Annotated in this window: 28 protein-coding genes; 20 read left to right on the top strand and 8 right to left on the bottom strand. The window is 68.8% G+C overall.

Annotated features, from left to right (window positions below; all coding sequences use genetic code 11):
• Window positions 1-41 precede the first annotated feature (41 nt).
• Complete coding sequence (locus tag NTM_RS24250; RefSeq protein WP_163768581.1) at window positions 42-815, bottom strand: enoyl-CoA hydratase; 774 nt, start codon at window positions 813-815, stop codon at window positions 42-44.
• A gap of 46 nt (window positions 816-861) precedes the next feature.
• Here NTM_RS24250 and NTM_RS24245 point away from each other — a divergent pair, with 46 nt between their 5' ends.
• Both NTM_RS24245 and NTM_RS24240 read left to right on the top strand, forming a co-directional pair.
• Entirely contained in the window at window positions 862-1128 is a 267-nt protein-coding gene (locus tag NTM_RS24245) for a DUF2277 domain-containing protein (RefSeq protein WP_163768577.1), read from the top strand.
• Entirely contained in the window at window positions 1125-1697 is a 573-nt protein-coding gene (locus tag NTM_RS24240) for a DUF1802 family protein (RefSeq protein WP_163768575.1), read from the top strand. Before NTM_RS24245 ends, NTM_RS24240 begins: the two co-directional genes overlap by 4 nt.
• Here NTM_RS24240 and NTM_RS24235 read toward each other — a convergent pair.
• Window positions 1686-3302: a CocE/NonD family hydrolase gene (locus NTM_RS24235; RefSeq protein ID WP_232079826.1), complete on the bottom strand. Its 1617-nt coding sequence runs from the start codon at window positions 3300-3302 to the stop codon at window positions 1686-1688. The two genes, NTM_RS24240 and NTM_RS24235, sit on opposite strands and share 12 nt — an antisense overlap.
• 16 nt (window positions 3303-3318) lie before the next feature.
• Window positions 3319-3903 (bottom strand): DUF3558 domain-containing protein, encoded by a 585-nt coding sequence (locus NTM_RS24230; RefSeq protein WP_104861346.1) that lies wholly within the window; start codon window positions 3901-3903, stop codon window positions 3319-3321.
• 141 nt (window positions 3904-4044) lie between these two features.
• Between NTM_RS24230 and pptH the strand changes: the two genes are divergently transcribed.
• The 3 genes from pptH to truB are packed head-to-tail and all read left to right on the top strand — an operon-like array spanning window position 4045 to window position 6577.
• Window positions 4045-4992, top strand: coding sequence for an ACP phosphodiesterase PptH (pptH, locus tag NTM_RS24225; RefSeq protein WP_083145733.1), 948 nt, complete (start codon window positions 4045-4047; stop codon window positions 4990-4992).
• Window positions 4989-5666 carry a 4'-phosphopantetheinyl transferase PptT gene (gene pptT / locus NTM_RS24220; protein WP_104861347.1) on the top strand — a complete coding sequence of 226 codons (678 nt, stop codon included), beginning with the start codon at window positions 4989-4991 and terminating at the stop codon, window positions 5664-5666. Before pptH ends, pptT begins: the two co-directional genes overlap by 4 nt.
• A 20-nt stretch (window positions 5667-5686) precedes the next feature.
• Window positions 5687-6577, top strand: a complete 891-nt coding sequence (gene truB, locus NTM_RS24215; RefSeq protein WP_272955241.1) for a tRNA pseudouridine(55) synthase TruB — start codon at window positions 5687-5689, stop codon at window positions 6575-6577.
• A gap of 72 nt (window positions 6578-6649) precedes the next feature.
• Here truB and NTM_RS24210 read toward each other — a convergent pair whose 3' ends face one another.
• Window positions 6650-7081 (bottom strand): type II toxin-antitoxin system Rv0910 family toxin, encoded by a 432-nt coding sequence (locus NTM_RS24210; protein WP_163768571.1) that lies wholly within the window; start codon window positions 7079-7081, stop codon window positions 6650-6652.
• An 8-nt stretch (window positions 7082-7089) separates the two neighbouring features.
• Window positions 7090-7797 (bottom strand): manganese-binding transcriptional regulator MntR, encoded by a 708-nt coding sequence (mntR, locus tag NTM_RS24205; protein ID WP_163768568.1) that lies wholly within the window; start codon window positions 7795-7797, stop codon window positions 7090-7092.
• Window positions 7798-7884: 87 nt separating this feature from the next.
• On the opposite strand from mntR, the gene NTM_RS24200 reads away from it, so the two are divergent.
• The 6 genes from NTM_RS24200 (at window position 7885) to NTM_RS24175 (ending at window position 14528) form a co-directional block, all read left to right on the top strand.
• Window positions 7885-8859 carry a bifunctional riboflavin kinase/FAD synthetase gene (locus NTM_RS24200; RefSeq protein WP_163768566.1) on the top strand — a complete coding sequence of 325 codons (975 nt, stop codon included), beginning with the start codon at window positions 7885-7887 and terminating at the stop codon, window positions 8857-8859.
• Window positions 8860-9010: 151 nt separating this feature from the next.
• The gene (gene rpsO, locus NTM_RS24195) at window positions 9011-9280 is read left to right on the top strand and encodes a 30S ribosomal protein S15 (protein ID WP_083145738.1); all 270 of its coding nucleotides are present in this window, start codon (window positions 9011-9013) and stop codon (window positions 9278-9280) included.
• Window positions 9281-9648: 368 nt separating this feature from the next.
• On the top strand, window positions 9649-11907 hold the full coding sequence (locus NTM_RS24190) for a polyribonucleotide nucleotidyltransferase (RefSeq protein ID WP_104861351.1): 2259 nt from the start codon (window positions 9649-9651) through the stop codon (window positions 11905-11907).
• Window positions 11885-13231 (top strand): M16 family metallopeptidase, encoded by a 1347-nt coding sequence (locus NTM_RS24185; RefSeq protein ID WP_104861352.1) that lies wholly within the window; start codon window positions 11885-11887, stop codon window positions 13229-13231. The genes NTM_RS24190 and NTM_RS24185 overlap by 23 nt, the downstream gene beginning before the upstream one ends.
• Before the next feature lie 18 nt (window positions 13232-13249).
• Window positions 13250-14164, top strand: coding sequence for a class A beta-lactamase (gene bla, locus NTM_RS24180; protein ID WP_163768563.1), 915 nt, complete (start codon window positions 13250-13252; stop codon window positions 14162-14164).
• Window positions 14154-14528, top strand: coding sequence for a YchJ family protein (locus NTM_RS24175; RefSeq protein ID WP_163768560.1), 375 nt, complete (start codon window positions 14154-14156; stop codon window positions 14526-14528). Before bla ends, NTM_RS24175 begins: the two co-directional genes overlap by 11 nt.
• Before the next feature lie 8 nt (window positions 14529-14536).
• Here NTM_RS24175 and ald read toward each other — a convergent pair whose 3' ends face one another.
• The gene (ald, locus tag NTM_RS24170; RefSeq protein ID WP_163768558.1) at window positions 14537-15652 is read right to left on the bottom strand and encodes an alanine dehydrogenase; all 1116 of its coding nucleotides are present in this window, start codon (window positions 15650-15652) and stop codon (window positions 14537-14539) included.
• A gap of 133 nt (window positions 15653-15785) precedes the next feature.
• Between ald and aldR the strand changes: the two genes are divergently transcribed.
• The gene (aldR, locus tag NTM_RS24165) at window positions 15786-16262 is read left to right on the top strand and encodes an HTH-type transcriptional regulator AldR (protein ID WP_435405108.1); all 477 of its coding nucleotides are present in this window, start codon (window positions 15786-15788) and stop codon (window positions 16260-16262) included.
• Between the two features lies 1 nt (window position 16263).
• Here aldR and NTM_RS24160 read toward each other — a convergent pair whose 3' ends face one another.
• Window positions 16264-16620 (bottom strand): hypothetical protein, encoded by a 357-nt coding sequence (locus tag NTM_RS24160; RefSeq protein ID WP_163769607.1) that lies wholly within the window; start codon window positions 16618-16620, stop codon window positions 16264-16266.
• A gap of 167 nt (window positions 16621-16787) precedes the next feature.
• Between NTM_RS24160 and dapB the strand changes: the two genes are divergently transcribed.
• From dapB to NTM_RS24140, 4 genes are all read left to right on the top strand, one after another.
• Window positions 16788-17525 (top strand): 4-hydroxy-tetrahydrodipicolinate reductase, encoded by a 738-nt coding sequence (gene dapB, locus NTM_RS24155; RefSeq protein WP_104861357.1) that lies wholly within the window; start codon window positions 16788-16790, stop codon window positions 17523-17525.
• Window positions 17522-17989 (top strand): tetratricopeptide repeat protein, encoded by a 468-nt coding sequence (locus NTM_RS24150; RefSeq protein ID WP_163768553.1) that lies wholly within the window; start codon window positions 17522-17524, stop codon window positions 17987-17989. Before dapB ends, NTM_RS24150 begins: the two co-directional genes overlap by 4 nt.
• The gene (locus NTM_RS24145; protein WP_163768550.1) at window positions 17986-18441 is read left to right on the top strand and encodes a flavodoxin family protein; all 456 of its coding nucleotides are present in this window, start codon (window positions 17986-17988) and stop codon (window positions 18439-18441) included. Before NTM_RS24150 ends, NTM_RS24145 begins: the two co-directional genes overlap by 4 nt.
• A 74-nt stretch (window positions 18442-18515) precedes the next feature.
• Window positions 18516-18980, top strand: coding sequence for a hypothetical protein (locus NTM_RS24140; RefSeq protein ID WP_104861360.1), 465 nt, complete (start codon window positions 18516-18518; stop codon window positions 18978-18980).
• A 19-nt stretch (window positions 18981-18999) separates the two neighbouring features.
• Here NTM_RS24140 and NTM_RS24135 read toward each other — a convergent pair whose 3' ends face one another.
• Entirely contained in the window at window positions 19000-19734 is a 735-nt protein-coding gene (locus NTM_RS24135) for a dienelactone hydrolase family protein (protein WP_104861361.1), read from the bottom strand.
• Between the two features lie 43 nt (window positions 19735-19777).
• Between NTM_RS24135 and NTM_RS24130 the strand changes: the two genes are divergently transcribed.
• Genes NTM_RS24130 through NTM_RS24115 form a run of 4 tightly spaced genes read left to right on the top strand, consistent with a single transcriptional unit; the run spans window position 19778 to window position 23181 of the window.
• Window positions 19778-20578, top strand: coding sequence for a thymidylate synthase (locus tag NTM_RS24130; RefSeq protein ID WP_104861570.1), 801 nt, complete (start codon window positions 19778-19780; stop codon window positions 20576-20578).
• Window positions 20575-21057 (top strand): dihydrofolate reductase, encoded by a 483-nt coding sequence (locus tag NTM_RS24125; protein ID WP_163768548.1) that lies wholly within the window; start codon window positions 20575-20577, stop codon window positions 21055-21057. Before NTM_RS24130 ends, NTM_RS24125 begins: the two co-directional genes overlap by 4 nt.
• Window positions 21054-22268: a winged helix-turn-helix domain-containing protein gene (locus NTM_RS24120; RefSeq protein WP_163768545.1), complete on the top strand. Its 1215-nt coding sequence runs from the start codon at window positions 21054-21056 to the stop codon at window positions 22266-22268. Before NTM_RS24125 ends, NTM_RS24120 begins: the two co-directional genes overlap by 4 nt.
• Window positions 22269-22272: 4 nt before the next feature.
• The gene (locus tag NTM_RS24115; RefSeq protein WP_163768542.1) at window positions 22273-23181 is read left to right on the top strand and encodes a haloalkane dehalogenase; all 909 of its coding nucleotides are present in this window, start codon (window positions 22273-22275) and stop codon (window positions 23179-23181) included.
• Window positions 23182-23183: the final 2 nt, after the last annotated feature.

The following is a 23183-nucleotide window of genomic DNA, read 5'->3' as shown; positions in this document are numbered from 1 at the left end:
GCTGTGCAGACCCGCGCGTTCGCGGTGCCGGGGTGACCGCCCTACGGCCGCACCTGGGATCGGCCGCGGTCGATCACGCTGCTGCGGCTGGCCGCGATGTCGTCGCCGCTGGTGCTCTTCATCCACTCGCGGGCCGCCGAGGCCTCCTGCCACAGCGCGCCCCCGTTCTGCGCGTCGTCGATGTCGTGGTACGACGCCAGCAACGCGCGCACGGCCTTCTGGTTGTTGCCGACGATGGACGCGGCGATCGAACGGGCGGTGTCGAGCAGCTCGGCATGCGGCACCACCTGGGTGACCAGACCGCAGCGCAGCGCATCCTCGGCCGACAGGTAATCGCCGGTCATGCTCATCCGCCGCGCCATCCCGACACCGACCTTCTGCGGCAGCCGCACCGACAGACCCCAGGTCGGAAGCAGCCCGACCCGGGCGTGGGTGTCGGCGAATCGGGCGTGCTCCGACGCGATCAGGATGTCGCAGTACAGCGCGATCTCCAGCCCGCCGGTCACCGCGGGCCCGTTGATCGCGCCGATCACCGGCTTGGTCATCGGCGGCCACTTCGGCGAGATGTCCGGCAGTTCGGTGGTGTCGCCGAGCTCCTTGAGGTCCAGGCCCGCGCAGAACACCGGATCGGCGCCGGTCAGGATAACCACGTCGACGTCGTCGTCGGTCTGGGCCTGCCGCAGCGCCCCGAACAGCTCGTGGCGCAGCGCCGCCGAGAGCGCGTTGCGCGAACCGGGCCGGTTCAGCGTCAGCGTGCGGACACGGTCGGTGGTGTCGACCAGCAGGACATCGGCGGCGGAGTTCTCGGTGCTCATCGCCACACCGTAACCGGAGCACGGACGCGCGCCTATCGTGGTGTCCATGTGCCGAAACATCACCGAGCTGCGGGGCCTGGAGCCGGCCGCGACGGCCGACGAGATCGAGGCCGCTGCCCGCCAGTACGTCCGCAAGGTCAGCGGGATCACCCGGCCGTCGGGGGCCAACGTCGAGGCGTTCGAGGCCGCGGTCGCCGAGGTCACCGACTCCACCCGCCGGCTGCTGGCCGGCCTGCAGCCCCGCAGACAGCCACCGAAAACCGTTCCGCCGCTGCGCCGCCCCGAGGTGCGTGCCCGGTTGAATCTCGCGTGACCGCGACGCCGACCCACCCCGCGCTCAAGGAGTGGGGCGCCGCGGTGCACGCGCTGCTCGACGGCCGACAGACCGTGCTGCTGCGCAAGGGCGGCATCCACGAGAAACGATTCGAGGTCGCCCCCGAGGTGGCCCGGTCGCGGTTCCTGCTGTTTCCGACGGTCGCACACAGCCACGCCGAGCGGGTCCGCGCCGAACACCGCGACCTACTGGAGACTGCGGCCTGCGACAGCACCGATGACGCCGTCGTGCTGCGGGCCGGTGCCCGGGTGGTCGCGGCGATCTCGGTGGAACGCCCCGACGGATTGGAAGAGATTGCGCCGCTGCATATCTGGACGGCGCAGTCGGTGCAGGAGGATCGCCTCGATTTCCGGCCACGGCACCGTCTGACCGTGCTCGTCGTGTCGGCGGCCCCGCTCGAGGCGCCGGTGCGGCTCGCGCGCACCCCGGAGTACCGGGGTTGTTCGAGCTGGGTGCAGCTGCCGGTCAGCCCGGCCTGGGGGGCACCGGTGCACGACGACGCGACCCTGGAGTCGATCGCGGCGCGGGTACGCGATTCAGTCGGCTGACACCGGCAGCGTCACACGGGTCTGCCCACCCAACCGGAGCGTGTGCCGGGCCGTCGCGAAACTCGTTGCTGTGGAAGCTGATTCACTGGTCCCGTGGTTGCGTAGGAACCTCGGATGGGATCCGCCCGCGACCAGCAGCCTGATCCGCGACCCGGCGGGGAACGTCCACCCGGTCGCGTCGAGGTCGACGCGGGCGGTGCCCGACACCGGCGCCGAGGCCAGGTAGCCGTCGCTGACGTTGTGTGAGGTGCCGTCGGATTCGACCTGGCTGATCCGGACGAACAGATCGTTGTGCGGGTTCGGGCATTCGTGCGCCAGCTCTACCACCGGTGCCCCGATCACCCGAAGATCGGCAGGCAGCGGGGTGCTCGTGAACGTCACCGTGTCGGCGCGGCGGGCCAGTTCGGTGTCGTCGCGATAGCCGCCCACCGGGGACAACAGCCGGCCGCCGACCGTCGGCGTCGGATCGGCCGGGTTGTACACGAACGTCACCTGACCGGATTCGCCTGCGTGCGAGGTCAATCGGCGGCCGGACACGGGATAGAGCACCTGCTCGTCGGTGACCGGCGGCCAGTCGGGCAGTTCACGCCACCCCGCGCCGTGGACGTGGATGCGGACCGGTGCCGGCCTGCCCGCCGGCGCCCCGGCGAGATGAGTGCCGAGCCAGTCCATCGTCTCGCGCAGCACTGTCGGTGCGGCCTTGGTCATCATGTGACCGTGCGTCCACGGTCCGATGGTCAGGCCGGTGGCCACCCCGCGGGTGCGCAGCCGGCGGTACTGCTCGAGCGTCTGCTCAAGGAACAGGTCCTGCCATCCCGTCAGGAACAGCACCGGCACCTCGCTGTGGTCGAGCGCGTCGTCGGCGCGCAGCCGGGTCCAGAACGGGTCGTCGGGGGCGGGATGCTCCAGCCAGGATTCGAACCACGGTGCGCCGTCGCCGAGCAGCGCCCGGCTCGACTCGCCCAGCGGTGTGCCCAGCGCGGCCCGGGTGACCAGCCGTTGCGCCCGCAGTTGGTGCAGCAGCACCCGCAGCCGTCGCGGATCCTCCTGGCGGGAGACCAGATCGCTCCAGCCGAGGAAATCGTTCAGCGCGAACGACCCGGTGCCCCAACGAGGTCCGCTTATGTCGTGGGGGCCGACGGTGATCACGGCCGCCTTCAACTCCGGCGGCGGATCGGACAACAGAGCCCACTGCGTCCAGCCCAGGTAGGACAGCCCGAGGGTCGCGAAGGTGCCGGTGAACCACGGTCGGGTCCGAAGCCACCCGACGGTGTCGGCGCCGTCGGCGGCCTCGTTGACGAACGGGTCGAACTCGCCGCCGGAACCGAACGTGCCGCGCACGCTCTGCACCACCACGTGGTAGCCGCGCGCGGCGTACACCGCGCCGAACAGCGCCGAGAACGGCCAGCCTCGCCCGTACGGGCCGCGCACCAGCAGCGTGCCCGCGGGCGTGGTGGTGTGCGGCGCGTAGTGGTCGGCGACGAGGTCGACGCCGTCGCGCATCGGCACCGGCAGATGCCGGTGCACGGCGAACTCGGTGGTTGCCGGGGGGAGCCGCAATACGCTGCCGAGCTTGGTCAGCGCGGCCTGCTGCAGGCGGGTCACGACACGAGGTTACGTGTCAGTAGACGTAATACGGGCTGAGCTCGTGGGCGCGCTGCAGATTGGTCTGCATGCAGTCGGGGTCGGGCTCGGAGTAGACCGGCGAATAGAACAGGGACTGCTGGATCACCCCGTAGCTGGTCTTGAACGCGACCATGCAGGTGATCCACCAGCGGTTGTTCCAGTCCGTCGGCTTCATGATCCAGAACTGGGCGGCCCGGTGGCCGTTGATGTCGAGTTCGACGGCGTCGGGCGGCAGCGTCTCCTCGTAGGTGCGCCACACGAAGGCCTCGACCGCCATCTGGTAGTTCCCGGCGTCGTACTTGCAGCGCAGGCTGTCCTCGTGCGCCGGCGGGGTGAACGCCAGCCCGAGGCGCTCGATCACGTCGAGCGGGATGTCACGGCACGGGTCGAACGGATCGGGGTCGGTCAGATCGAGCACCGGCCATTTGATCGTCGTCGTCTGCAGTGGCAGCGGCGCATGCGTCGACCGCAGGTCGACCCGGTCGGGCCCGGCGGTCGCCGCGGGTTCCACCTGCCAGACCACGACCACCGCTGCGACCAGCGCGCACAGCGCCGAGAACAGTCGCAGCTTGGCGACCATGACACCTCCAGAGTCATCGGTTCGTGATCGGGCTCGTCCCGGGAGTGTAACGGGCGGCACTCAGCGCGCGGACAGGAACTTAGAACCTGTTCTAGTTGCCGGACGGTGCCCCGCGCCGGTCCACCAGTAGGCTGACGGGTTGTGAGCACTGACGAACGACGCCCCACCTTGTGGGCGGTCAGTGACCTTCACACCGGACACACCGGCAACAAGCCGGTCACGGAGTCGCTGTACCCGGCCTCGCCCGACGACTGGCTGATCGTCGCCGGCGACGTCGCCGAGCGCACCGACGAGATCCGGTGGGCACTGGACCTGCTGCGCAAGCGTTTCGCCAAGGTGATCTGGATCCCCGGCAACCATGAGCTGTGGACCACTCAGCGCGACCCGATGCAGATCTACGGGAAATCGCGTTACGACTACCTGGTCAACATGTGTGACGAGATGGGTGTCATCACCCCCGAACATCCCTATCCGGTGTGGACCGAGGAGGGTGGCCCCGCGACGATCGTGCCGATGTTCCTGCTCTACGACTATTCGTTCCTGCCGCAGGGCGCGGGCACGAAGGCCGAGGGACTGGCGATCGCCAAGGAGCGCAACATCGTCGGCACCGACGAATACCTGTTGTCGTCGGAGCCCTACGCCACGCGTGACGCATGGTGCCGCGACCGGGTCAACTACACCCGCAAGCGCCTCGAGGATCTGGACTGGATGATGCCGACCGTCCAGGTCAACCATTTCCCGATGGTGCGCGAACCGTGTGACGCGATGTACTACCCGGAGTTCGCGCTGTGGTGCGGCACCACCGCCACCGCCGACTGGCACACCCGGTACAACGCGATCTGCTCGGTGTACGGGCATCTGCACATTCCGCGCACCACCTGGTACGACGGCGTGCGCTTCGAAGAGGTGTCGGTCGGGTATCCGCGAGAGTGGCGCCGGCGCAGGCCCTACCGCTGGTTGCGGCAGATCCTGCCGGACCCCAAGTACGCGCCCGGCTACCTCAACGAGTTCGGCGGGCACTTCCAGATCACCCAGGAGATGCGCGACAACGCCGCGCGGATCCAGCAGCGCATCAAGGACCGCGCGTGATCGCTGCACCCCTGCTCGCCGGTGTGCTGCCGGGCGAGATCGACGCGCTGGCGGCCGCCGAGTTGTACACCGACCCCACCGAACTCGCACCGCTGCCGGAGGAGGAGCCGCTGATCTCGCGCTCGGTGGCCAAACGGCGCAACGAGTTCGTCACCGTGCGCTACTGCGCGCGGCAGGCGCTCGTCGACCTCGGCATGGAGCCGGTGCCGATCCTGAAGGGGGAGAAGGGCGAACCGTGCTGGCCCGACGGTGTCGTCGGCAGCCTGACGCACTGCGACGGGTTCCGCGGCGCGGCGGTCGGGCGCCGGGAACAGGTGCGCTCGCTCGGTATCGACGCCGAACCGCACGACGTGCTCCCCAACGGTGTGCTCGACGCGATCAGCCTGCCGGTGGAACGTCATGAGCTCGGCGGGATGCCCGGCGGTGTGCACTGGGACCGGGTGCTGTTCTGCGCCAAGGAGGCCACCTACAAGGCGTGGTATCCGCTGACGCACCGGTGGCTGGGCTTCGAGGACGCCCACATCACGTTCGCCGTCGACGAATCCGGGCAGGCGGGGACGTTCACGTCGCGGATCCTGATCGACCCCGCCGCGGAGTTCGGCCCGCCGCTGGAGTCCCTGGCCGGGCGGTGGTCGGTGCGCAACGGCATCGCGCTGACCGCGATCGTGCTGTGAGCGCACCTGCTCCCGCGCACGTGAGGAGCAATCCAACCCCCGGTCTGGTCGTGGTCGACAAACCCGGCGGAATGACCAGCCACGACGTCGTCGGCCGCTGCCGGCGCCTGTTCGGCACCCGCAAGGTCGGCCATGCCGGAACGCTGGATCCGATGGCCACCGGCGTGCTGGTCGTCGGCATCGAGCGGGCCACCAAGATCCTCGGCCTGCTGACCGCGACCGACAAGTCGTACGACGCGACGATCCGGCTGGGGCAGACCACCTCCACCGAGGACGCCGAAGGCGAAGTGCTGCATCAGGTTTCGGCTGCGCACATTGACGATTCGGAGATCGAGGCCGCGATCGCGCCGCTGCGCGGCGACATCCGGCAGGTGCCGTCGGCGGTCAGTGCGATCAAGGTGGCGGGCAAGCGCGCCTACCAGATGGTGCGCGACGGCGAGGAGGTCACGCTGCCGGCGCGCGCGGTGCGTATCGACCGGTTCGACGTGCTGGACGTCCGCCGGGACGGCGAGTTCGTCGACGTGGACGTCGTGGTCGACTGCTCCAGCGGTACCTACATCCGCGCGCTGGCGCGTGACGTCGGCGCCGCGCTCGGGGTCGGTGGTCATCTGACCGCGTTGCGGCGCACCCGCGTCGGCGGGTTCGGGCTCGATCAGGCCCGCACGCTGGAGCAGCTCGCCGACCACGCCGAGCTCAGCTACTCGCTCGACGAGGCATGCCTGCAGGGCTTCCCGCGGCGTGACCTGTCCGAGGAGGAGGCGGTCGACGCCGCGCACGGCAGGCCGCTCGCCGCCGCGGGCCTCGACGGTATCTACGCCGCGACGGCTCCCGACGGACGCGTCATGGCGCTGCTGCAGGACGCCGGCGCGCGCACCAAGTCGGTGGTGGTGATCCGCCCGGCGACGCTGTGAGTCGCCGAATGCACGGTTGTTGATGGGTTTTCGGCCGAATCACGGCAGAAAGCGTGCACTCGGCGCAGTCGGTCAGGCGTAGAGCCGCTCGAATTCCTCGATGGCCCTGTCGATGTCACCTTTGACCGCGCGGGCGGCTGCCGCGCCGATGGGTCCGAACAGCGGCGCGCCGCCGAGGTCCATCCGCACCGTGAAGGTGCAGCCGTCACCGGTCGAGTCGACCTTCATCGTCAACTTGTAGCGGGTGCCGCCGACGCCCTCACCGTGCACCGCGAGCGACGACGGCGGGGTGAACTCCTTGACCGTCCACGTCACCCGGTTGCGCATGCCCTTGGCGCCGGCCACGCCGACGATCGTCGCCCCGACGGTGATCTCGTCGGGGACATCGGAGCGCCAGCCCTGGTGCATCGGCATCCAGTCGCCCAGCGAGGACAGGTCCGATGCGTGCGCCCAGGCATCCTCGGCGGGCATCTTCAACGATCGGGACAACTCCAGCTTGGCCACGCGACTCCTTACGCTACGACCCAGATCGCTTGTGCGGCCGGGCTTCCCAAATCGACGGTCGTCTCGGCCCCGGTTGTCGCCGGATCCTCGATCGCCACCGAGATCATGCCGGCGAAGTCGCGCCGGGCCACCACCCGCAGCCGGGAATCCAGGCTGATGCCAACGGTGTCGAAGTAGCGCAGCATCTCGGGGTCGGCGTCGGAGATCCGGGCGACGGTGCCGGACTCGCCGTCCTGGCACGCCGAGAGCTGGCGCGCCGGGGGAGTCGGGACCCGGCCGTCGGGCGCGGGGATCGGATCGCCGTGCGGATCGCGGGTCGGATAGCCGAGCTTGGCGTCGATGCGGTCGAGCATCCGGTCCGAGACGGCGTGCTCGAGGATCTCGGCCTCGTCGTGCACCTCGTCCCAGCCGTAGCCGAGTTCATTGACGAGGAATGTCTCCATCAGCCGGTGCCTGCGCACCATCGCCAGCGCGGCGCGACGGCCGGCGTCGGTCAGCGTCACCGCACCGTACTTCTCGTGGTCCACCAGGCCCTGGTCGGCGAGCTTGCGGATCGACTCCGACGCGGTGCTGGCCGAGACGCCGATCCGGTCGGCGAGCAGCTTGGTGCTGACCTTCTCGTGGGACCACTCCTGGGCAGTCCAGATGACCTTCAGATAGTCCTGGGCGACCGTCGACAGATCGGTGGGGTGGGCGGCGTCAGGACTCACGATCATTGAGTTTAGGCAATCATCACCTGATCCGGTGGTGTCGCTCGCCCGGTGTTTAGACCAGAGCCGGGCGCGGGTCGTAGGCTAGCGGGTGTGCAGCGCTGGCGGGGGCAGGACGACATCCCCACAGACTGGGGTCGATGTGTCGTCACCATCGGGGTTTTCGACGGGGTGCACCGCGGCCACCAGGAGCTGATCAACCGCGCCGTGAAGGCCGGTCGCTCCCGCGGGGTGCCGACGGTGCTGATGACGTTCGACCCGCACCCGATGGAGGTCGTGTTCCCGGGGAGTCACCCGGCGCAGCTGACCACCCTGACGCGGCGCGCCGAACTGGTCGAGGAACTCGGCATCGACGTCTTCCTGGTGGTGCCGTTCACCGCCGACTTCATGAAGCTCACCCCGGAGCGCTACATCCACGAACTGCTCGTCGAACGACTGCACGTCGTCGAGGTCGTCGTCGGGGACAACTTCACGTTCGGCAAGAAGGCCGCAGGCAACGTCGACCTGCTGCGCAAGGCCGGCGACCGGTTCGGCTTCGCCGTCGACTCGCTCTCCCTGGTCGCCGAACATCACCAGGACGAGACGGTGACGTTCTCGTCGACCTACATCCGCTCCTGCGTCGACGCCGGCGACATGGTCGCCGCCGCCGAGGCGCTGGGCCGCCCGCACCGCGTCGAGGGTGTGGTGGTCCGGGGCGACGGCCGAGGCCGGGTGCTGGGGTTCCCGACGGCCAACGTCGCACCGCCGATGTACTCGGCGATCCCGGCCGACGGCGTCTACGCCGCATGGTTCACCGTCCTCGGGCACGGACCCGTCGTCGGCACCGTCATGCCGGGGGAGAGATACCAGGCCGCCGTGTCCGTCGGCACCAACCCGACGTTCTCGGGGCGCACCCGCACGGTCGAGGCGTTCGTGCTCGACACCGAGGCCGATCTGTACGGCCAGCACGTCGCCGTCGATTTCGTCGCCCGGTTACGCGGCCAGGAGAAGTTCGACTCGGTCGACGATCTGATCGTCGCGATGGGCGCCGACACCGACCGCGCCCGCACCATCCTGTCGGCCCACTAGCTGCGCATTCGGCGATTCGTCGGTGGGTGGGGCCCGCTGCTAGACTCCCTGCCGACCCGGCGCGTGCTGCAGTTCGCGGTGGCCGCGCTTTTTCGGGGTCCGATCTCAACCGGGCCCCAATGTTCGCGGACCGAATCGATGGAGTTGTTTCGTGGCGCTCACTGCCGAACAGAAGAAAGAAATCCTTGGCCAGTACGGCCTGCACGACACCGATACCGGATCCCCGGAAGCTCAGGTCGCCCTGCTGACCAAGCGGATCACGGATCTCACCGAACACCTCAAGCAGCACAAGCACGACCACCACTCGCGTCGTGGCCTGCTGCTGCTGGTCGGCCGCCGTCGCCGGCTGCTCAAGTACGTCGCCCAGGTCGACGTCGCACGCTACCGCTCGCTGATCGAGCGCCTGGGCCTGCGCCGCTGACACGGCGCTCGTCGTCTGCGATCCGCCCCGCTGCCGCACGGCAGCGGGGCGGACTCGTTTGTGCCGAGAGGCCCGGATTAGGGGTTTCGCAGGTACCGGGATGTAGCATGAGGTTCGTTCGGCTGCCTTTGGCACGAACACACCGGGTGCGGTCCTCGCAGACCCGCGCGCACCGTTCCCGCGTAGACACGAACATGAACCGCCTGATCGCGCGGTCTTCGGTAGTGGCTGCCGGAGAGATCTCCGACAGCTTCGATCGACGGCCGTCGACGCATCAAGGCCGGGCTGACGGGATTACCCGGGCCCGCTTTCACCTGCGCGTGTCCACGCGAAACAGCTGAATGATCAGAGAGGCCGTACGGACGTCTATGTCTGTAGTTGAAATCGAAGAGGGCGTGTTCGAGGCGACCGCCACCATCGACAACGGGAGCTTCGGCACCCGCACCATCCGTTTCGAGACCGGCCGGCTGGCCAAGCAGGCCGCCGGCGCTGTCGTCGCCTACCTCGACGACGACACCATGCTGCTGAGCGCGACCACCGCGAGCAAGCAGCCCAAGGACCATTTCGACTTCTTCCCGCTGACGATCGACGTCGAGGAGCGGATGTACGCCGCCGGGCGCATCCCCGGCTCGTTCTTCCGCCGCGAGGGTCGTCCGTCCACCGACGCGATCCTGACCTGCCGCCTGATCGACCGGCCGCTGCGCCCGACCTTCATCTCGGGCCTGCGGAACGAGATCCAGGTCGTGGTGACCGTGCTGAGCCTGGATCCCAAGGATCTGTACGACGTGCTGGCCATCAACGCCGCGTCGGCGTCGACCCAGATCTCGGGCATCCCGTTCAACGGCCCGGTCGGCGGCGTGCGCGTCGCCCTCATCGACGGCCAGTGGGTCGCGTTCCCGACCGTCGAGCAGCTCGAGCGGGCCGTGTTCGACATGGTCGTCGCGGGCCGCAAGGTCGAAAACGACGTCGCGATCATGATGGTCGAGGCCGAGGCCACCGAGAACGTCATCGAACTGGTCTCCGGCGGTGCGACCGCGCCGACCGAGACGGTCGTGGCCGAGGGCCTGGAGGCCGCCAAGCCGTTCATCGCCGCGCTGTGCGACGCACAGGCCGAGCTGGCGGGCGCCGCGGGTAAGGCGACCGCCGAGTACCCGGTCTTCCCGGAATACGCCGAGGACGTCTACTACTCCGTCGCGTCGGTCGCGACCGACGCGCTGTCCGAGGCGCTGACCATCGCGGGCAAGGAAGAGCGCGACGACCGCACCAACGAGATCAAGGCCGAGGTCGTCGAGCGCCTCGCCGAGCAGTACGCCGGACGTGAGAAGGAAATCGGTGCGGCGTACCGTTCGCTGACGAAGAAGCTTGTGCGCCAGCGCATCCTGACCGACCACTTCCGCATCGACGGCCGTGGCGTCACCGACATCCGCGCACTGTCCGCCGAGGTCGCGGTCGTCCCGCGGGCGCATGGCAGCGCGCTGTTCGAGCGTGGCGAGACCCAGATCATGGGCATCACCACCCTCGACATGGTCAAGATGGCCCAGCAGATCGACTCGCTGGGCCCGGAGACCTCCAAGCGCTACATGCACCACTACAACTTCCCGCCGTACTCGACCGGTGAGACCGGCCGGGTCGGCTCGCCGAAGCGCCGCGAGATCGGCCACGGTGCGCTCGCCGAGCGCGCGCTGGTGCCGGTTCTGCCGAGCGTCGAGGAGTTCCCGTACGCGATCCGGCAGGTGTCGGAGGCGTTGGGCTCCAACGGTTCGACGTCGATGGGTTCGGTGTGTGCCTCGACGCTGTCGCTGCTGAACGCCGGTGTGCCGCTGAAGGCACCGGTCGCGGGTATCGCGATGGGCCTGGTGTCCGACGACGTGGAAGTTGAGGGTGGTGGCGTCGAAAGGCGCTTCGTCACGCTGACCGACATCCTCGGTGCCGAGGACGCGTTCGGCGACATGGACTTCAAGTGCGCAGGCACCAAGGACTTCGTCACCGCGCTGCAGCTCGACACCAAGCTGGACGGGATCCCCTCCCAGGTGCTGGCCGGTGCCCTGGCCCAGGCCAAGGACGCCCGGATCACCATCCTCGAGGTGATGGCCGAGGCCATCGACGAGCCCGACGAGATGAGCCCGTACGCGCCGCGGATCACCACGATCAAGGTGCCGGTCGACAAGATCGGTGAGGTCATCGGGCCCAAGGGCAAGATGATCAACTCGATCACCGAGGAGACCGGCGCGTCGATCTCGATCGAGGACGACGGCACCGTGTTCGTCGGCGCCTCCAACGGCGAGGCCGCACAGGCCGCGATCGACAAGATCAACGCGATCGCGAACCCGCAGCTGCCCAAGGTCGGCGAGCGGTTCCTCGGCACGGTGGTCAAGACCACCGACTTCGGAGCCTTCGTGTCGCTGCTGCCCGGCCGCGACGGCCTGGTGCACATCTCGAAGCTGGGCCGTGGCAAGCGGGTCAACAAGGTCGAGGACGTCGTCAAGGTCGGTGACAAGATCCGCGTGGAGATCGCCGACATCGACAACCGCGGCAAGATCTCGCTGGTCCTGGTCGCCGAAGACGAGGTTGCCGAGGCTCCCGCCGACGCGTCCGCACCGGTTGATGCCGCGACCGCCAGCAGCTGATTCTGGGGCGCTCCGCCGGGGACGTCGAGGCAACGACACGTCCCTGGCGGTGCGCCGCACCCGGTTACCCGGTGGCCTGCGTGTGGTCACCGAACACATCCCGTCGGTGCATTCGGCGTCGGTCGGCGTCTGGGTGAACGTGGGGTCGCGCGACGAGGGCCGCAGTGTGGCCGGCGCCGCGCATTTCCTCGAACACCTGCTGTTCAAGTCGACTCCGACGCGCACCGCGGTGCAGATCGCCCAGGAGGTGGACGCGGTCGGCGGTGAGCTGAACGCGTTCACCTCACGCGAGCACACCTGCTACTACGCGCACGTTCTCGACTCGGATCTCGCGCTGGCGGTGGACCTGGTGTCCGACGTGGTGCTCAACGGACGCTGCGCGGTCGAGGACGTCGAGGTCGAGCGCGACGTCGTGCTCGAAGAGATCGCGATGCGCGACGACGACCCCGAGGACACCCTCGGCGACGTGTTCCTGTCGGCGATGTTCGGCGACCACCCCGTCGGCAGGCCGGTCATCGGCAGCGTCGAGTCGATCTCGGGGATGACCCGCTCGCAACTGCATTCGTTCCACGTGCGCCGCTACACCCCGGACCGGATGGTCGTCGCGGTGGCCGGAAACGTCGAGCACGACGAGGTGGTCCGGCTGGTGCGGCGACACTTCGGTCCGCACCTGGTGCGTGGCCGTGCCCCGGTGCCCCCGCGTAAGGGCACCGGCCGCGTCACCGGACGCCCGACGCTGGAATTGGTCAAGCGCGACGCCGAGCAGACCCACCTGTCGCTCGGGGTGCGCACGCCGGGCAGGCACTGGGAGCATCGGTGGGCGCTGTCGGTGCTGAACACCGCGCTCGGCGGAGGCCTGAGTTCGCGTCTGTTCCAACAGATCCGGGAGAGCAGGGGACTGGCCTACTCGGTGTATTCGACCGTCGACACGTTCGCCGACAGCGGTGCGCTGTCGATCTACGCAGGGTGTCTACCGGAACGTTTCGACGAGGTGGTGCGTGTGACCACCGACGTGCTGGACGCCGTCGCCCGCGACGGCATCACCGCCGACGAATGCCGGATCGCGAAGGGGTCGCTGCGGGGCGGGCTGGTGCTGGGCCTGGAGGATTCGGGCTCGCGGATGAACCGCATCGGCCGCAGCGAGCTCAACTTCGGCGAGCACCACACCATCGCCGAGACGCTGGCGCGCATCGACGCGGTGTCCCTCGACGAGGTCAACGCGGTGGCGCGCCAACTGCTCACCCGGCCGTTCGGGGCCGCGGTGCTCGGACCGGTGCGCTCGAAACGCGCGCTGCCCAGACCACTTCAACAAATCACGGGCTGACCGGTAGCCTGGCGGGCGATGACGGAACTCACCCGACGACACGTACTTCTCGGCGGGCTGTCCCTGTTCGCGCTGACCGCGTGTTCCACACAGACCGTTCTCGCCGAGCCCGCCGAACCGCTGCCCCCGCCGCAGGACCGGATCGCTGCGCTGGGCCAGCGGCACAATGCGCAAATCGGTTTGTACGCAGCCAATCTCGATACCGGAGAGAGCCTCGCGTTCGGCGACACCGAGCGATTCGCGATGTGCTCGACCTTCAAGGCCTACGCCGCCGGTGCGGTGTTGCAGCGAGTGCAACAGGGCGCGCTGCACCTGCGCGACACGGTGCCGATCCGGGCCGAGGACATCCGCCCGCACTCGCCGGTCACCGAACCGCGGGTCGGCACCGCGATGACGCTGGCCGAGCTCTGTCAGGCCGCGCTGCAGCAGAGCGACAACGCCGCGGCCAACGCGTTGCTCGGCGTGCTCGGCGGACCGCCCGCGATCACCGAGTTCGCCCGCGGCATCGGCGACGACCAGACCCGCCTGGACCGCTGGGAAGTCGAGCTGAACTCGGCGGTGCCCGGCGATCCGCGTGACACGAGCACGCCGCGGGCGCTGGGGACGGGGTTTCAGGCGCTGCTGACCGGCGATGTGCTGGAGCCCGCGGGGCGACAGCAACTCACCGACTGGATGCTGGCCAACCAGACCTCCAGCATGCGCGCCGGGCTGCCGCAGGGATTCACGAGCGCCGACAAGACCGGCAGCGGCGACTACGGCACCACCAACGACGTCGGCGTCGTGTTCGGGCCGGACGGTCAGCGGCTGGTGGTCGCGGTGATGACCCGGTCGATCACCGACGATCCCGACGCGCCGAGCCTGCGGCCGCTGATCGGGGAGCTGGCGGCGCTGGTGCTGGCGGAGCTGGACGGACCGTCCACCGGTGCGCGCTGACGAACCGTGCCCGTGCGGCAGCGGCGAGGTGTACGGATCCTGCTGCCGGCCGTTGCACGTCGGCGACCGGCAGGCCGAGACGGCCGAAGAACTGATGCGGTCGCGCTACAGCGCGTACGTGGTTGGTGACTCCGAATATGTATGGCGCACATGGCACCCCCGTACCCGTCCGGACGAGGTCTCGGACCTGACGGTCACCTGGTCGCGGCTGGAGATCCTCGACCGGGTCGGCGGCGGGCCGGGGGACGACACCGGTGAGGTCGAGTTCCGCGCGTACCACCGCGCCGGAGCGCTGCACGAGCGGTCACGCTTCGCGCGGCGCGCCGGGCGGTGGTTCTACGTCGACGGCGATCTCTTCGACTGAGTAGTCGATCAGGCCAGCAGGCTCGCGGGATCGGTGTAGGGCAGGTCGAGATCGGAGGCCACCTGCTCGGAGAGCAGCGCACCGTCGTGCGTCGACAGACCCTTCGCCAGAGCCGCGTCCGCGCGGCACGCGTCCTGCCAGCCCTGGTTCGCGAGCTTGATCACGTAGGGCAGCGTCGCGTTGGTCAGCGCGTAGGTCGACGTGCGCGGCACGGCGCCGGGCATGTTGGCGACGCAGTAGAACACCGTGTCGTGCACCGCGAACGTCGGATCGTCGTGCGTGGTGGGACGCGAGTCCTCGAAGCAGCCGCCCTGGTCGATCGCGATGTCGACCAGCACAGCACCCGACTTCATCGCGGCGACAGTCGAATTGGTGACCAGTTTGGGGGCCTTCGCGCCGGGCACGAGCACCGCTCCGATGACGAGGTCGGCGCCCTTGACGGCATCCTCCAGGTCGAGCGAGGACGAGTAGCGGGTCTCGATGCTGCCGTTGAACTCGTTGTCGATCTTGCGCAGGGTGTTGATGTTGACGTCGAAGACGTTGACGTGGGCACCCATGCCCTTGGCGATGCGGGCGGCGTTGTAGCCGGCCACGCCGCCGCCGATGACGACGACCTCGGCCGGGGCGACGCCGGGGACACCGCCCATCAGCACGCCGCGTCCGCCGTGGCTGCGCATCAGGTGGTAGGCGCCGACCTGGGCCGACAGCCGGCCGGCCACCTCGCTCATCGGGGCCAGGAGGGGCAGCGCGCCGTCGGCGGTCTGCACGGTCTCGTAGGCGATCGACGTGGTGCCGGAGGCCATCAGCGCATCGGTGCACGGCTTGGATGCGGCGAGGTGGAGATAGGTGAACAGGGTCTGGCCCTTGCGCATCTTCGCGTATTCGGCCTCGATGGGCTCCTTGACCTTCAGCAGCAGGTCGGCCTCGGCCCACACCTCGTCGGCGGTGCTGATCATCTGCGCGCCGGCGCGCTTGAAGTCGGCGTCGGAGATCGCCGATCCGTCGCCGGCTCCGGCCTGGACCAGCACCTCGTGGCCGCGGTGGACCAGCTCGGCGACGCCCGACGGGGTGACGGCGACGCGGTATTCGTTGTTCTTGATCTCGGTCGGGATGCCGACACGCATGATCGCTCCTCAGCTAGGAATCGGTTGGTTATGAGTGTGAAGAAAAGAGAAATCCAGCGCAATATTTGCGACAAAGATTCAATATGATTCGGATGTGACAGAAATATCATCGGGTAATGAGCCTGTACGGTCGGTGGCGCCGAAGGATGTTCGGCCGGTTCCGATCGATGACGTCGACCGGCGCATCCTGACGGCGCTGCACGCCGACGCCCGGATCGCCAACAACGCGTTGGCCGAGCTGGTCGGCATCGCGCCGTCGACATGTCACGGCCGGGTGCGCCGCCTGCAGGAGCTCGGGGTGATCCGTGGCTTCTATACCGACATCGATCCGGCGGCGATCGGGTTGAACCTGCAGGCGATGATCTCGGTCAGCCTTCAGGCCAGCTCGCGGGGCAAGATCCGCAACTTCATCCAGACCATCCGGCGCAAGCCGCAGGTGATGGACGTGTACTTCCTGGCCGGCGCCGACGACTTCATCCTGCACGTCGCGGCGCGCGACACCGACGACCTGCGGGCATTCGTCGTGGAGAACCTGAACGCCGACGCCGACGTCGCGGGGACGCAGACGTCGCTGATCTTCGAGCATCTGCGCGGCGCGTCGCCGCTGTAGGTCAGGCCGGCGTCAGGGTGACGTTCAGCAGTGACACCGCGACGTCGGTCGGCAGGATGTCGACGAACGTGGGGGCGTCGCGCAATGCTGCTCCGGTCGCGATGATGTTGCCCGGAAACGTTGCGGCGCAGGGGAAGTTGTTGCACCGGAACCACATTCCGGGCGGGCTCTGGTAAGGCTGCATGCTCGGCGACTGGTCGACCCGGTAACGGCCGGGTGGGATGAACGTCGTCGCCCAGCCGTCGCGCGCCTGCGTTGTGACGCCGAAGACGCCGTTGCTTCCGTAGGACGGTGCTGCGTGCGCGGGCGCCGCCAGCGTCCCGCCGAAGACCGCGCAGCCCACGGCTGCGGCGAGCATCGAATACCCCCGGTGTGTGCGCATTGCCAGAGGTTACCCGGCTACGGGGCGTCATCATCATCGTCTTCGTCGTTGTCGTCGTGGAGGAGGTGGCGTTCGGGGTGGTGGTAGCCGTTCGGTCTGGTCCGGCGAAACCGAGGCCGCAGCCCGACCGCTAGGGTGAGCCCATGCGAGTCGGAGTGCTGGGCGCCAAAGGCAAAGTGGGCGCGGCGATGGTGGCGGGCGTCAAAGCCGCCGAGGACCTCACCTTCACCACCGGGGTGGATGCCGGTGACGCGCTGTCGGATCTCGTCGACAGCGGCACCGAGGTCGTCATCGACTTCACCCACCCGGACGTCGTCATGGACAACCTGAAGTTCCTGATCGACAACGGCATTCACGCCGTCGTCGGCACCACCGGCTTCACCGACGAACGCCTCGAGCAGGTCCGGGAATGGCTTGCGGCCAAGCCGGACGTCTCGGTGCTGATCGCACCGAACTTCGCCATCGGCGCGGTGCTGTCCATGCATTTCGCGCAGCAGGCCGCCAAGTACTTCGAGTCCGTCGAGGTCATCGAACTGCATCACCCGCACAAGGCCGACGCCCCGTCCGGCACGGCCGCGCGCACCGCGCGTCTGATCGCCGAGGCGCGAAAAGGTATGCCGCCCAATCCCGATGCCACCAGCACCGGGCTCGACGGCGCCCGCGGCGCAGACGTCGACGGCATTCCCGTGCACTCGGTCCGGCTGGCCGGCCTCGTCGCCCACCAGGAAGTGCTGTTCGGCACCACGGGGGAGACGCTGACCATCCGCCACGACAGCTTCGACCGCACGTCCTTCGTCCCCGGCGTCCTGCTCGCCGTGCGCAAGATCCGCGAGTTCCCGGGCCTGACGATCGGCATCGAACCGCTGCTCGACCTGGCATGAGCGGTGACGGGCGGGCGCTGCGCACACAGCTGGTGATCGGCTTCATGTGCGTCGCGCTCGTCGTGTACTTCGTCCTGCTCGGCCGCACGGCCGTCGTGCTGATCTCCTCCGGGGAGGCCGCCCCGATCGGGCTCGGCGTGGCCGTGTTGATCCTGCCGTTCATCGGGCTGTGGGTCCTGGTCGCGACGCTGAAAGCCGGTCTGGCACATCAGCGCCTGGCCCGCAAAGCGCGCGAGACCGGAATGGAACTCGACGTCAGCGAGCTGCCGCGCCGCGCGTCGGGCCGGATCCGGCGCGACGCCGCCGACGAACTGTTCGCGACGGTGCGCACCGAACTGGAGAACGACCCCGACAACTGGGTGCGCTGGTACCGGCTCGCGCGCGCATACGACTACGCCGGTGACCGGTCGCGCGCCAGGGAGACGATGAAGAAGGCCGTCCAGATGGAGGAGGCCGCGCGATGAGCGCGACGCTGCTGATCGTCCATCACACGCCCTCGCCGCACTGCCACGAGATGTTCGAGGCGGTGCTCTCCGGGGCGACGGACCCGGAGATCGAGGGCGTCGACGTCGTCCGCCGCCCGGCGCTGACCGTCTCGGCCGCCGAGATGCTCGACGCCGACGGATACCTGCTCGGTACCCCGGCCAACCTCGGATACATCAGCGGCGCAATGAAACACGCGTTCGACTGCGCCTACTATCAATTGCTGGACGCGACCAAAGGTCGCCCGTTCGGGATGTATCTGCACGGCAACGAGGGCACCGAGGGCGCCGAACGCGCCCTCGCGGGCATCACCGGCGGACTCGGCTGGGAGAGGGCCGCCGAAACCGTCATCGTGGCGGGCAAGCCGACCAAAGACGACCTGGAAGCCTGCTGGAACCTCGGCGCGACCGTCGCGGCGCAACTGATGGGTTAGGCCGATTCGGCACCTGGCGACATTAGGCTGAGGCCCGCCCGTGTTCACCAAGCAGCAACGGACGGAGAATCCACATGCCGGGTATCGCCGAATTCGCCCTCGCCGGTGCGCCGATTGCCGGTGGCGCGCTGCTCGGCATCGCGGCAGGCAACCTGAAGGCCCCTGATATTCGAGGCATGATCGCCAAGGACATGGACCTGCTCGAGCGGATTCCACCGGACCAGGTCGAGCGTCGCGCCGAACTGCAGCGGGTGATCGATATGCGCATCGACGACCTGATCACCGCCGTCGACAAGAACCGCGAGCTCCGCGCGCTCGCGGCCTCCTACCAGGGCAACTGGCGCGACATCGTGGTCTTCATCTGCGCGGTGCTGTTCACCATCGTGTGGTGGAACGTCGAACACGAACGCGCCAACTGGGTACTGATGTTCGTCGTGCTGATCGTGCTGTCCATCCTCGCCGGCGTCTACGCCGCCCGCGGGCTGCTGCGCGGGCTGTCGTCGTTGCTGCGGTCCAGGCGCGCCGGGGCTGCTGAATAGTCCGTTCCGGCAACGGGGTTCAGTGCAGGTGGGCGCCGAAGAAACTCTTTGTCGCGGCCCAGTGACGGTCGGCCGCGGCCTCGTCGTACGGCGCGTTGTCGGGCACCGCGAACCCGTGCAGCGCGGGATACCACTCGATGGTGTGCTCGACGCCGGCCGCGGTCAGTGCCTTGTCGAGCGTCTCACCGTCGGCTGTGGTGAACGATTTGTCCTGGCGGGCCGCGCCGACGTAGACCGCCGCGCGGATCTGCTCGGCCAGCAGGTGCGGGCTCGTGGGTTCGTCGGCGACCAGTCCGCCGCCGTGGAACGACATCGCCGCCGCGACGCGCTCGGGCACCCGGCCGGCCACCACCAGCGACGTGCGCCCGCCCATGCAGTATCCCGTGGTCCCGAACGCGTCGCCGGTGACCTCGGGGCGCGACGCCAGGTAGTCGAAGAACGCGGTCGCATCGCCCGCCATCCGGTCGGGCGTGACCTTCGCGATCATCCCGTAGAGCCGTTGCCGCTCCGAGGCGTCCCCGAACACGGTCGCCATCGTGAACGGCTGCCAGTCGCCCTCGCGGTAGTACACGTCGGGCAGCAGCACCGCATAGCCGTCACCGGCGAGCCGGTCGGCCATCGCGCGGAACGTCGGGCGCACACCGCCGGCGTCGGGATACATCACGATGCCGGGCCACGGCCCGTCGTCGGGGGTGTGCAGGCTGACGGGGCAGGTCCCGTCGGTGGTGGTGACGTGATCGGTGATCGTCGGCATGGGTTCCGTTCTACTCCGCGGCGCTGCACGTAAGCTGAGCGACGTGCCGATCGCCACCCCGTACGAGGATCTGTTGCGCCTGGTGCTCGACACCGGCGTCCCGAAATCCGACCGCACCGGAACCGGCACCCGCAGCCTGTTCGGGCACCAGATGCGCTACGACCTGAACGCGGGCTTCCCGCTGATCACCACCAAGAAGGTGCACACCAAGTCGATCGTCTACGAGCTGCTGTGGTTCCTGCGCGGCGACTCCAATGTGCGCTGGCTGCAGGAGCACGGTGTCACCATCTGGGATGAATGGGCTTCTCCGACAGGCGATCTCGGACCGGTATACGGGGTTCAGTGGCGCTCGTGGCCGACCCCGTCGGGTGACCACATCGATCAGATCAGTGCCGCGCTGGAGCTGCTCAAACGTGATCCGGACTCGCGGCGCAACATCGTCTCGGCCTGGAATGTCGGCGAGATCCCGCAGATGGCGCTGCCACCGTGCCACGCGTTCTTCCAGTTCTATGTCGCCGATGGACGGCTGAGCTGCCAGCTCTACCAGCGCAGCGCGGACCTGTTCCTCGGGGTCCCGTTCAACATCGCCAGCTATGCGCTGCTGACCCACATGATGGCCGCGCAGGCCGGCCTGGGGGTCGGGGAGTTCATCTGGACCGGCGGGGACTGCCACATCTACGACAACCACGTCGAGCAGGTCACCGAGCAGCTGTCCCGCGATCCCCGTCCATATCCGGAACTCGTTTTGGCGCAGCGAGATTCGATCTTCGACTACACCTACGAGGACATCGTCATCAACAACTATGACCCGCACCCGGCCATCAAGGCCCCGGTGGCAGTGTGAGCGAACTGAACCTGATCTGGGCGCAGTCCAGTTCCGGGGTGATCGGCCGCGACAACGGGATCCCGTGGCACGTTCCGGAGGATATGGCCCGTTTCAAGGACCTGACCATGGGCCACACCGTGATCATGGGCCGGCTGACCTGGGAGACACTGCCCGCACGGTTCCGGCCGCTGCCGGGCCGCAGAAATGTCGTACTCACCCGCCAAGCTGACTACATGGCAGACGGAGCAGAGGTGGTCACCTCGCTGGAGGATGCACCGCTGGACGACGCGTGGGTGATCGGCGGATCCCAGGTCTACGGGCTGGCGCTACCGTTGGCGACGCGATGTGAGGTCACCGAGGTGGACGTCGACCTGCGCAGAGAGGACGACGACGCGCTCGCGCCCGTCCTCGACGACGCATGGGCCGGAACCGCGGGGGAGTGGCGCGACAGTTCATCGGGGCTGCGCTACCGGTTCTATACCTATCTGAGGCGATGAGACTTTCCGCTGCGCAGGCGCGGCGGGTGGCGGTCGCGGCCCAGGGCTTCCACGAGCCCCGACCTGCGGGGCCGGTCACGCGTGCGCACCTGAAGCGGCTGATCGCCCGGCTGCAGGTGCTGCAACTGGACTCGGTGTCGGTCTCGGTGCGCGCGCACTACGCGCCCGTGTTCAGCCGGCTGGGGCCCTACGACCGCGACATCCTCGACCGGGCGGCGTGGAGCCATTCGGCGCGCGCGCCGCGGCTGCTGGTCGAGTACTGGGCGCACGAGGCCGCCCTGATGTCCGTCGACGACTGGCCGTTGATGCGGTGGCGGATGCGGGAGTACGAGCACGGCCGCTGGGGACGCGAGATCGTCAAGAAGAACGCCAAACTCGCCGAGTCCGTGATCGAAGCCGTCGCGGCTCTCGGTCCGTCGACGGCGGGCCAGATCGAGGAGTACCTCGAAGCCGAGCCACGTGGCCGCAAGGGTCCGTGGTGGGATCGCAGCGACACCAAGTGGGTCGCCGAGGCGCTGTGGTCGGCGGGCGTGCTGACCACCGCGACGCGCGTCGGTTTCGCCCGGCACTACGACCTGACCGAGCGGGTGCTGCCCGCCGAGGTGGTGGCGCGCCAGGTGGACGGGCCCTACGCGGTGCGTGAGTTGACCCGCAGGGCGGCGACGGCGCTCGGGGTGGCCACCGAGGCCGATCTGCGCGACTACTTCCGGCTCGGCGCACGGCAGGTCAAACCCGCCATCGCAGATCTTCTCGACTCCGGCGACCTCGAGCAGGTCGAGGTCGAGGGGTGGTCAGCGCCGGCTTATCTGCGTGCGGGCCAAGCCATTCCGCGTCGTGACCGCGGAACCGCGTTGCTCTGCCCGTTCGATCCGTTGGTCTTCTTCCGGCCGCGGGTCGAACGGTTGTTCGGCGGCTACCACTATCGGATCGAGATCTACGTGCCCCAGGACAAGCGGCGGTACGGCTACTACGTGTGGCCGTTCCTGCTCGACGGTGATCTGGTGGGGCGAGTCGACCTGAAAGCCGACCGGGCCGCAGGCGCGCTGCAGGTCCTCGGCGCGTTCGGTGAGGACGGTGTAGACCGGGCACACGTGGCCTGCGCGCTGGCGGCCGAACTGCGCGCGATGGCCGGCTGGCTCGGCCTCGGCGACGTGGTCGCGGGCGAGCGTGGCGATTTGATGCCGGAGTTGCGCTCCGCCTTGGTTAGCTGAAGCCATGGACGTCCTGCGCACCCCTGACGAACGCTTCGCCGACCTTCCCGGGTTTCCCTTCGCCCCGCACTACGTCGAGGCCGACGGGCTGCGGATGCACTACCTGGACGAGGGCCCCGCCGACGGTGAGGTGGTCCTGCTGCTGCACGGGGAACCGTCGTGGAGCTACCTGTACCGGAAGATGATCCCGGTGCTTGCGGACGCCGGGTTGCGGGCGGTCGCGATCGACCTCGTCGGCTTCGGCCGCAGCGACAAACCCGCCCGCCGCGAGGACTACACCTACCAGGCGCACGTCGACTGGACCTGGGCCGCGGTCGAGGCGATCGGGCTGACCGGCATCACGCTGGTCTGCCAGGACTGGGGCGGGCTGATCGGGCTGCGCCTGGTCGGCGAGCACCCCGACCGGTTCGCCCGGGTGGTCGCGGCGAACACCACGCTGCCGACCGGCGATCAGCATCCGGGCGAGGCGTTCCTGGCATGGCAACGTTTCAGCCAGGAGACCCCGGACTTCGCCGTCGGGCACATCGTCGACGGCGGGTGCGTGTCGACGCTGCCCGCCGAGGTGATCGCGGCCTACGACGCCCCGTTCCCGGACGACACCTACAAGGCCGGGGCGCGACAGTTCCCGACGCTGGTGCCGACCAGCCCCGACGATCCCGCCGCGCCCGCCAACCGGGCGGCCTGGGACGTACTGCGTGGCTTCGACAAGCCGTTTCTGTGCGCGTTCTCCGATTCCGATCCCATCACCCGCGGTGCGGACGCAGCGCTGCGCAAGCTCATCCCGGGGGCGCAGGGGCAACCCGAGGTGACGATCGCCGGGGGCGGGCATTTCCTTCAAGAGGACAAGGGCGAGGAGCTCGCACGCGTCGTCGCCGACTTCGTGAGCGCCACCCCGGTTGCCCCGCCGAGGTAGAA

This window comes from Mycolicibacterium parafortuitum (assembly GCF_010725485.1).
Classification (GTDB): domain Bacteria; phylum Actinomycetota; class Actinomycetes; order Mycobacteriales; family Mycobacteriaceae; genus Mycobacterium.
This window is presented reverse-complemented; position numbering and strand designations above follow the sequence as displayed.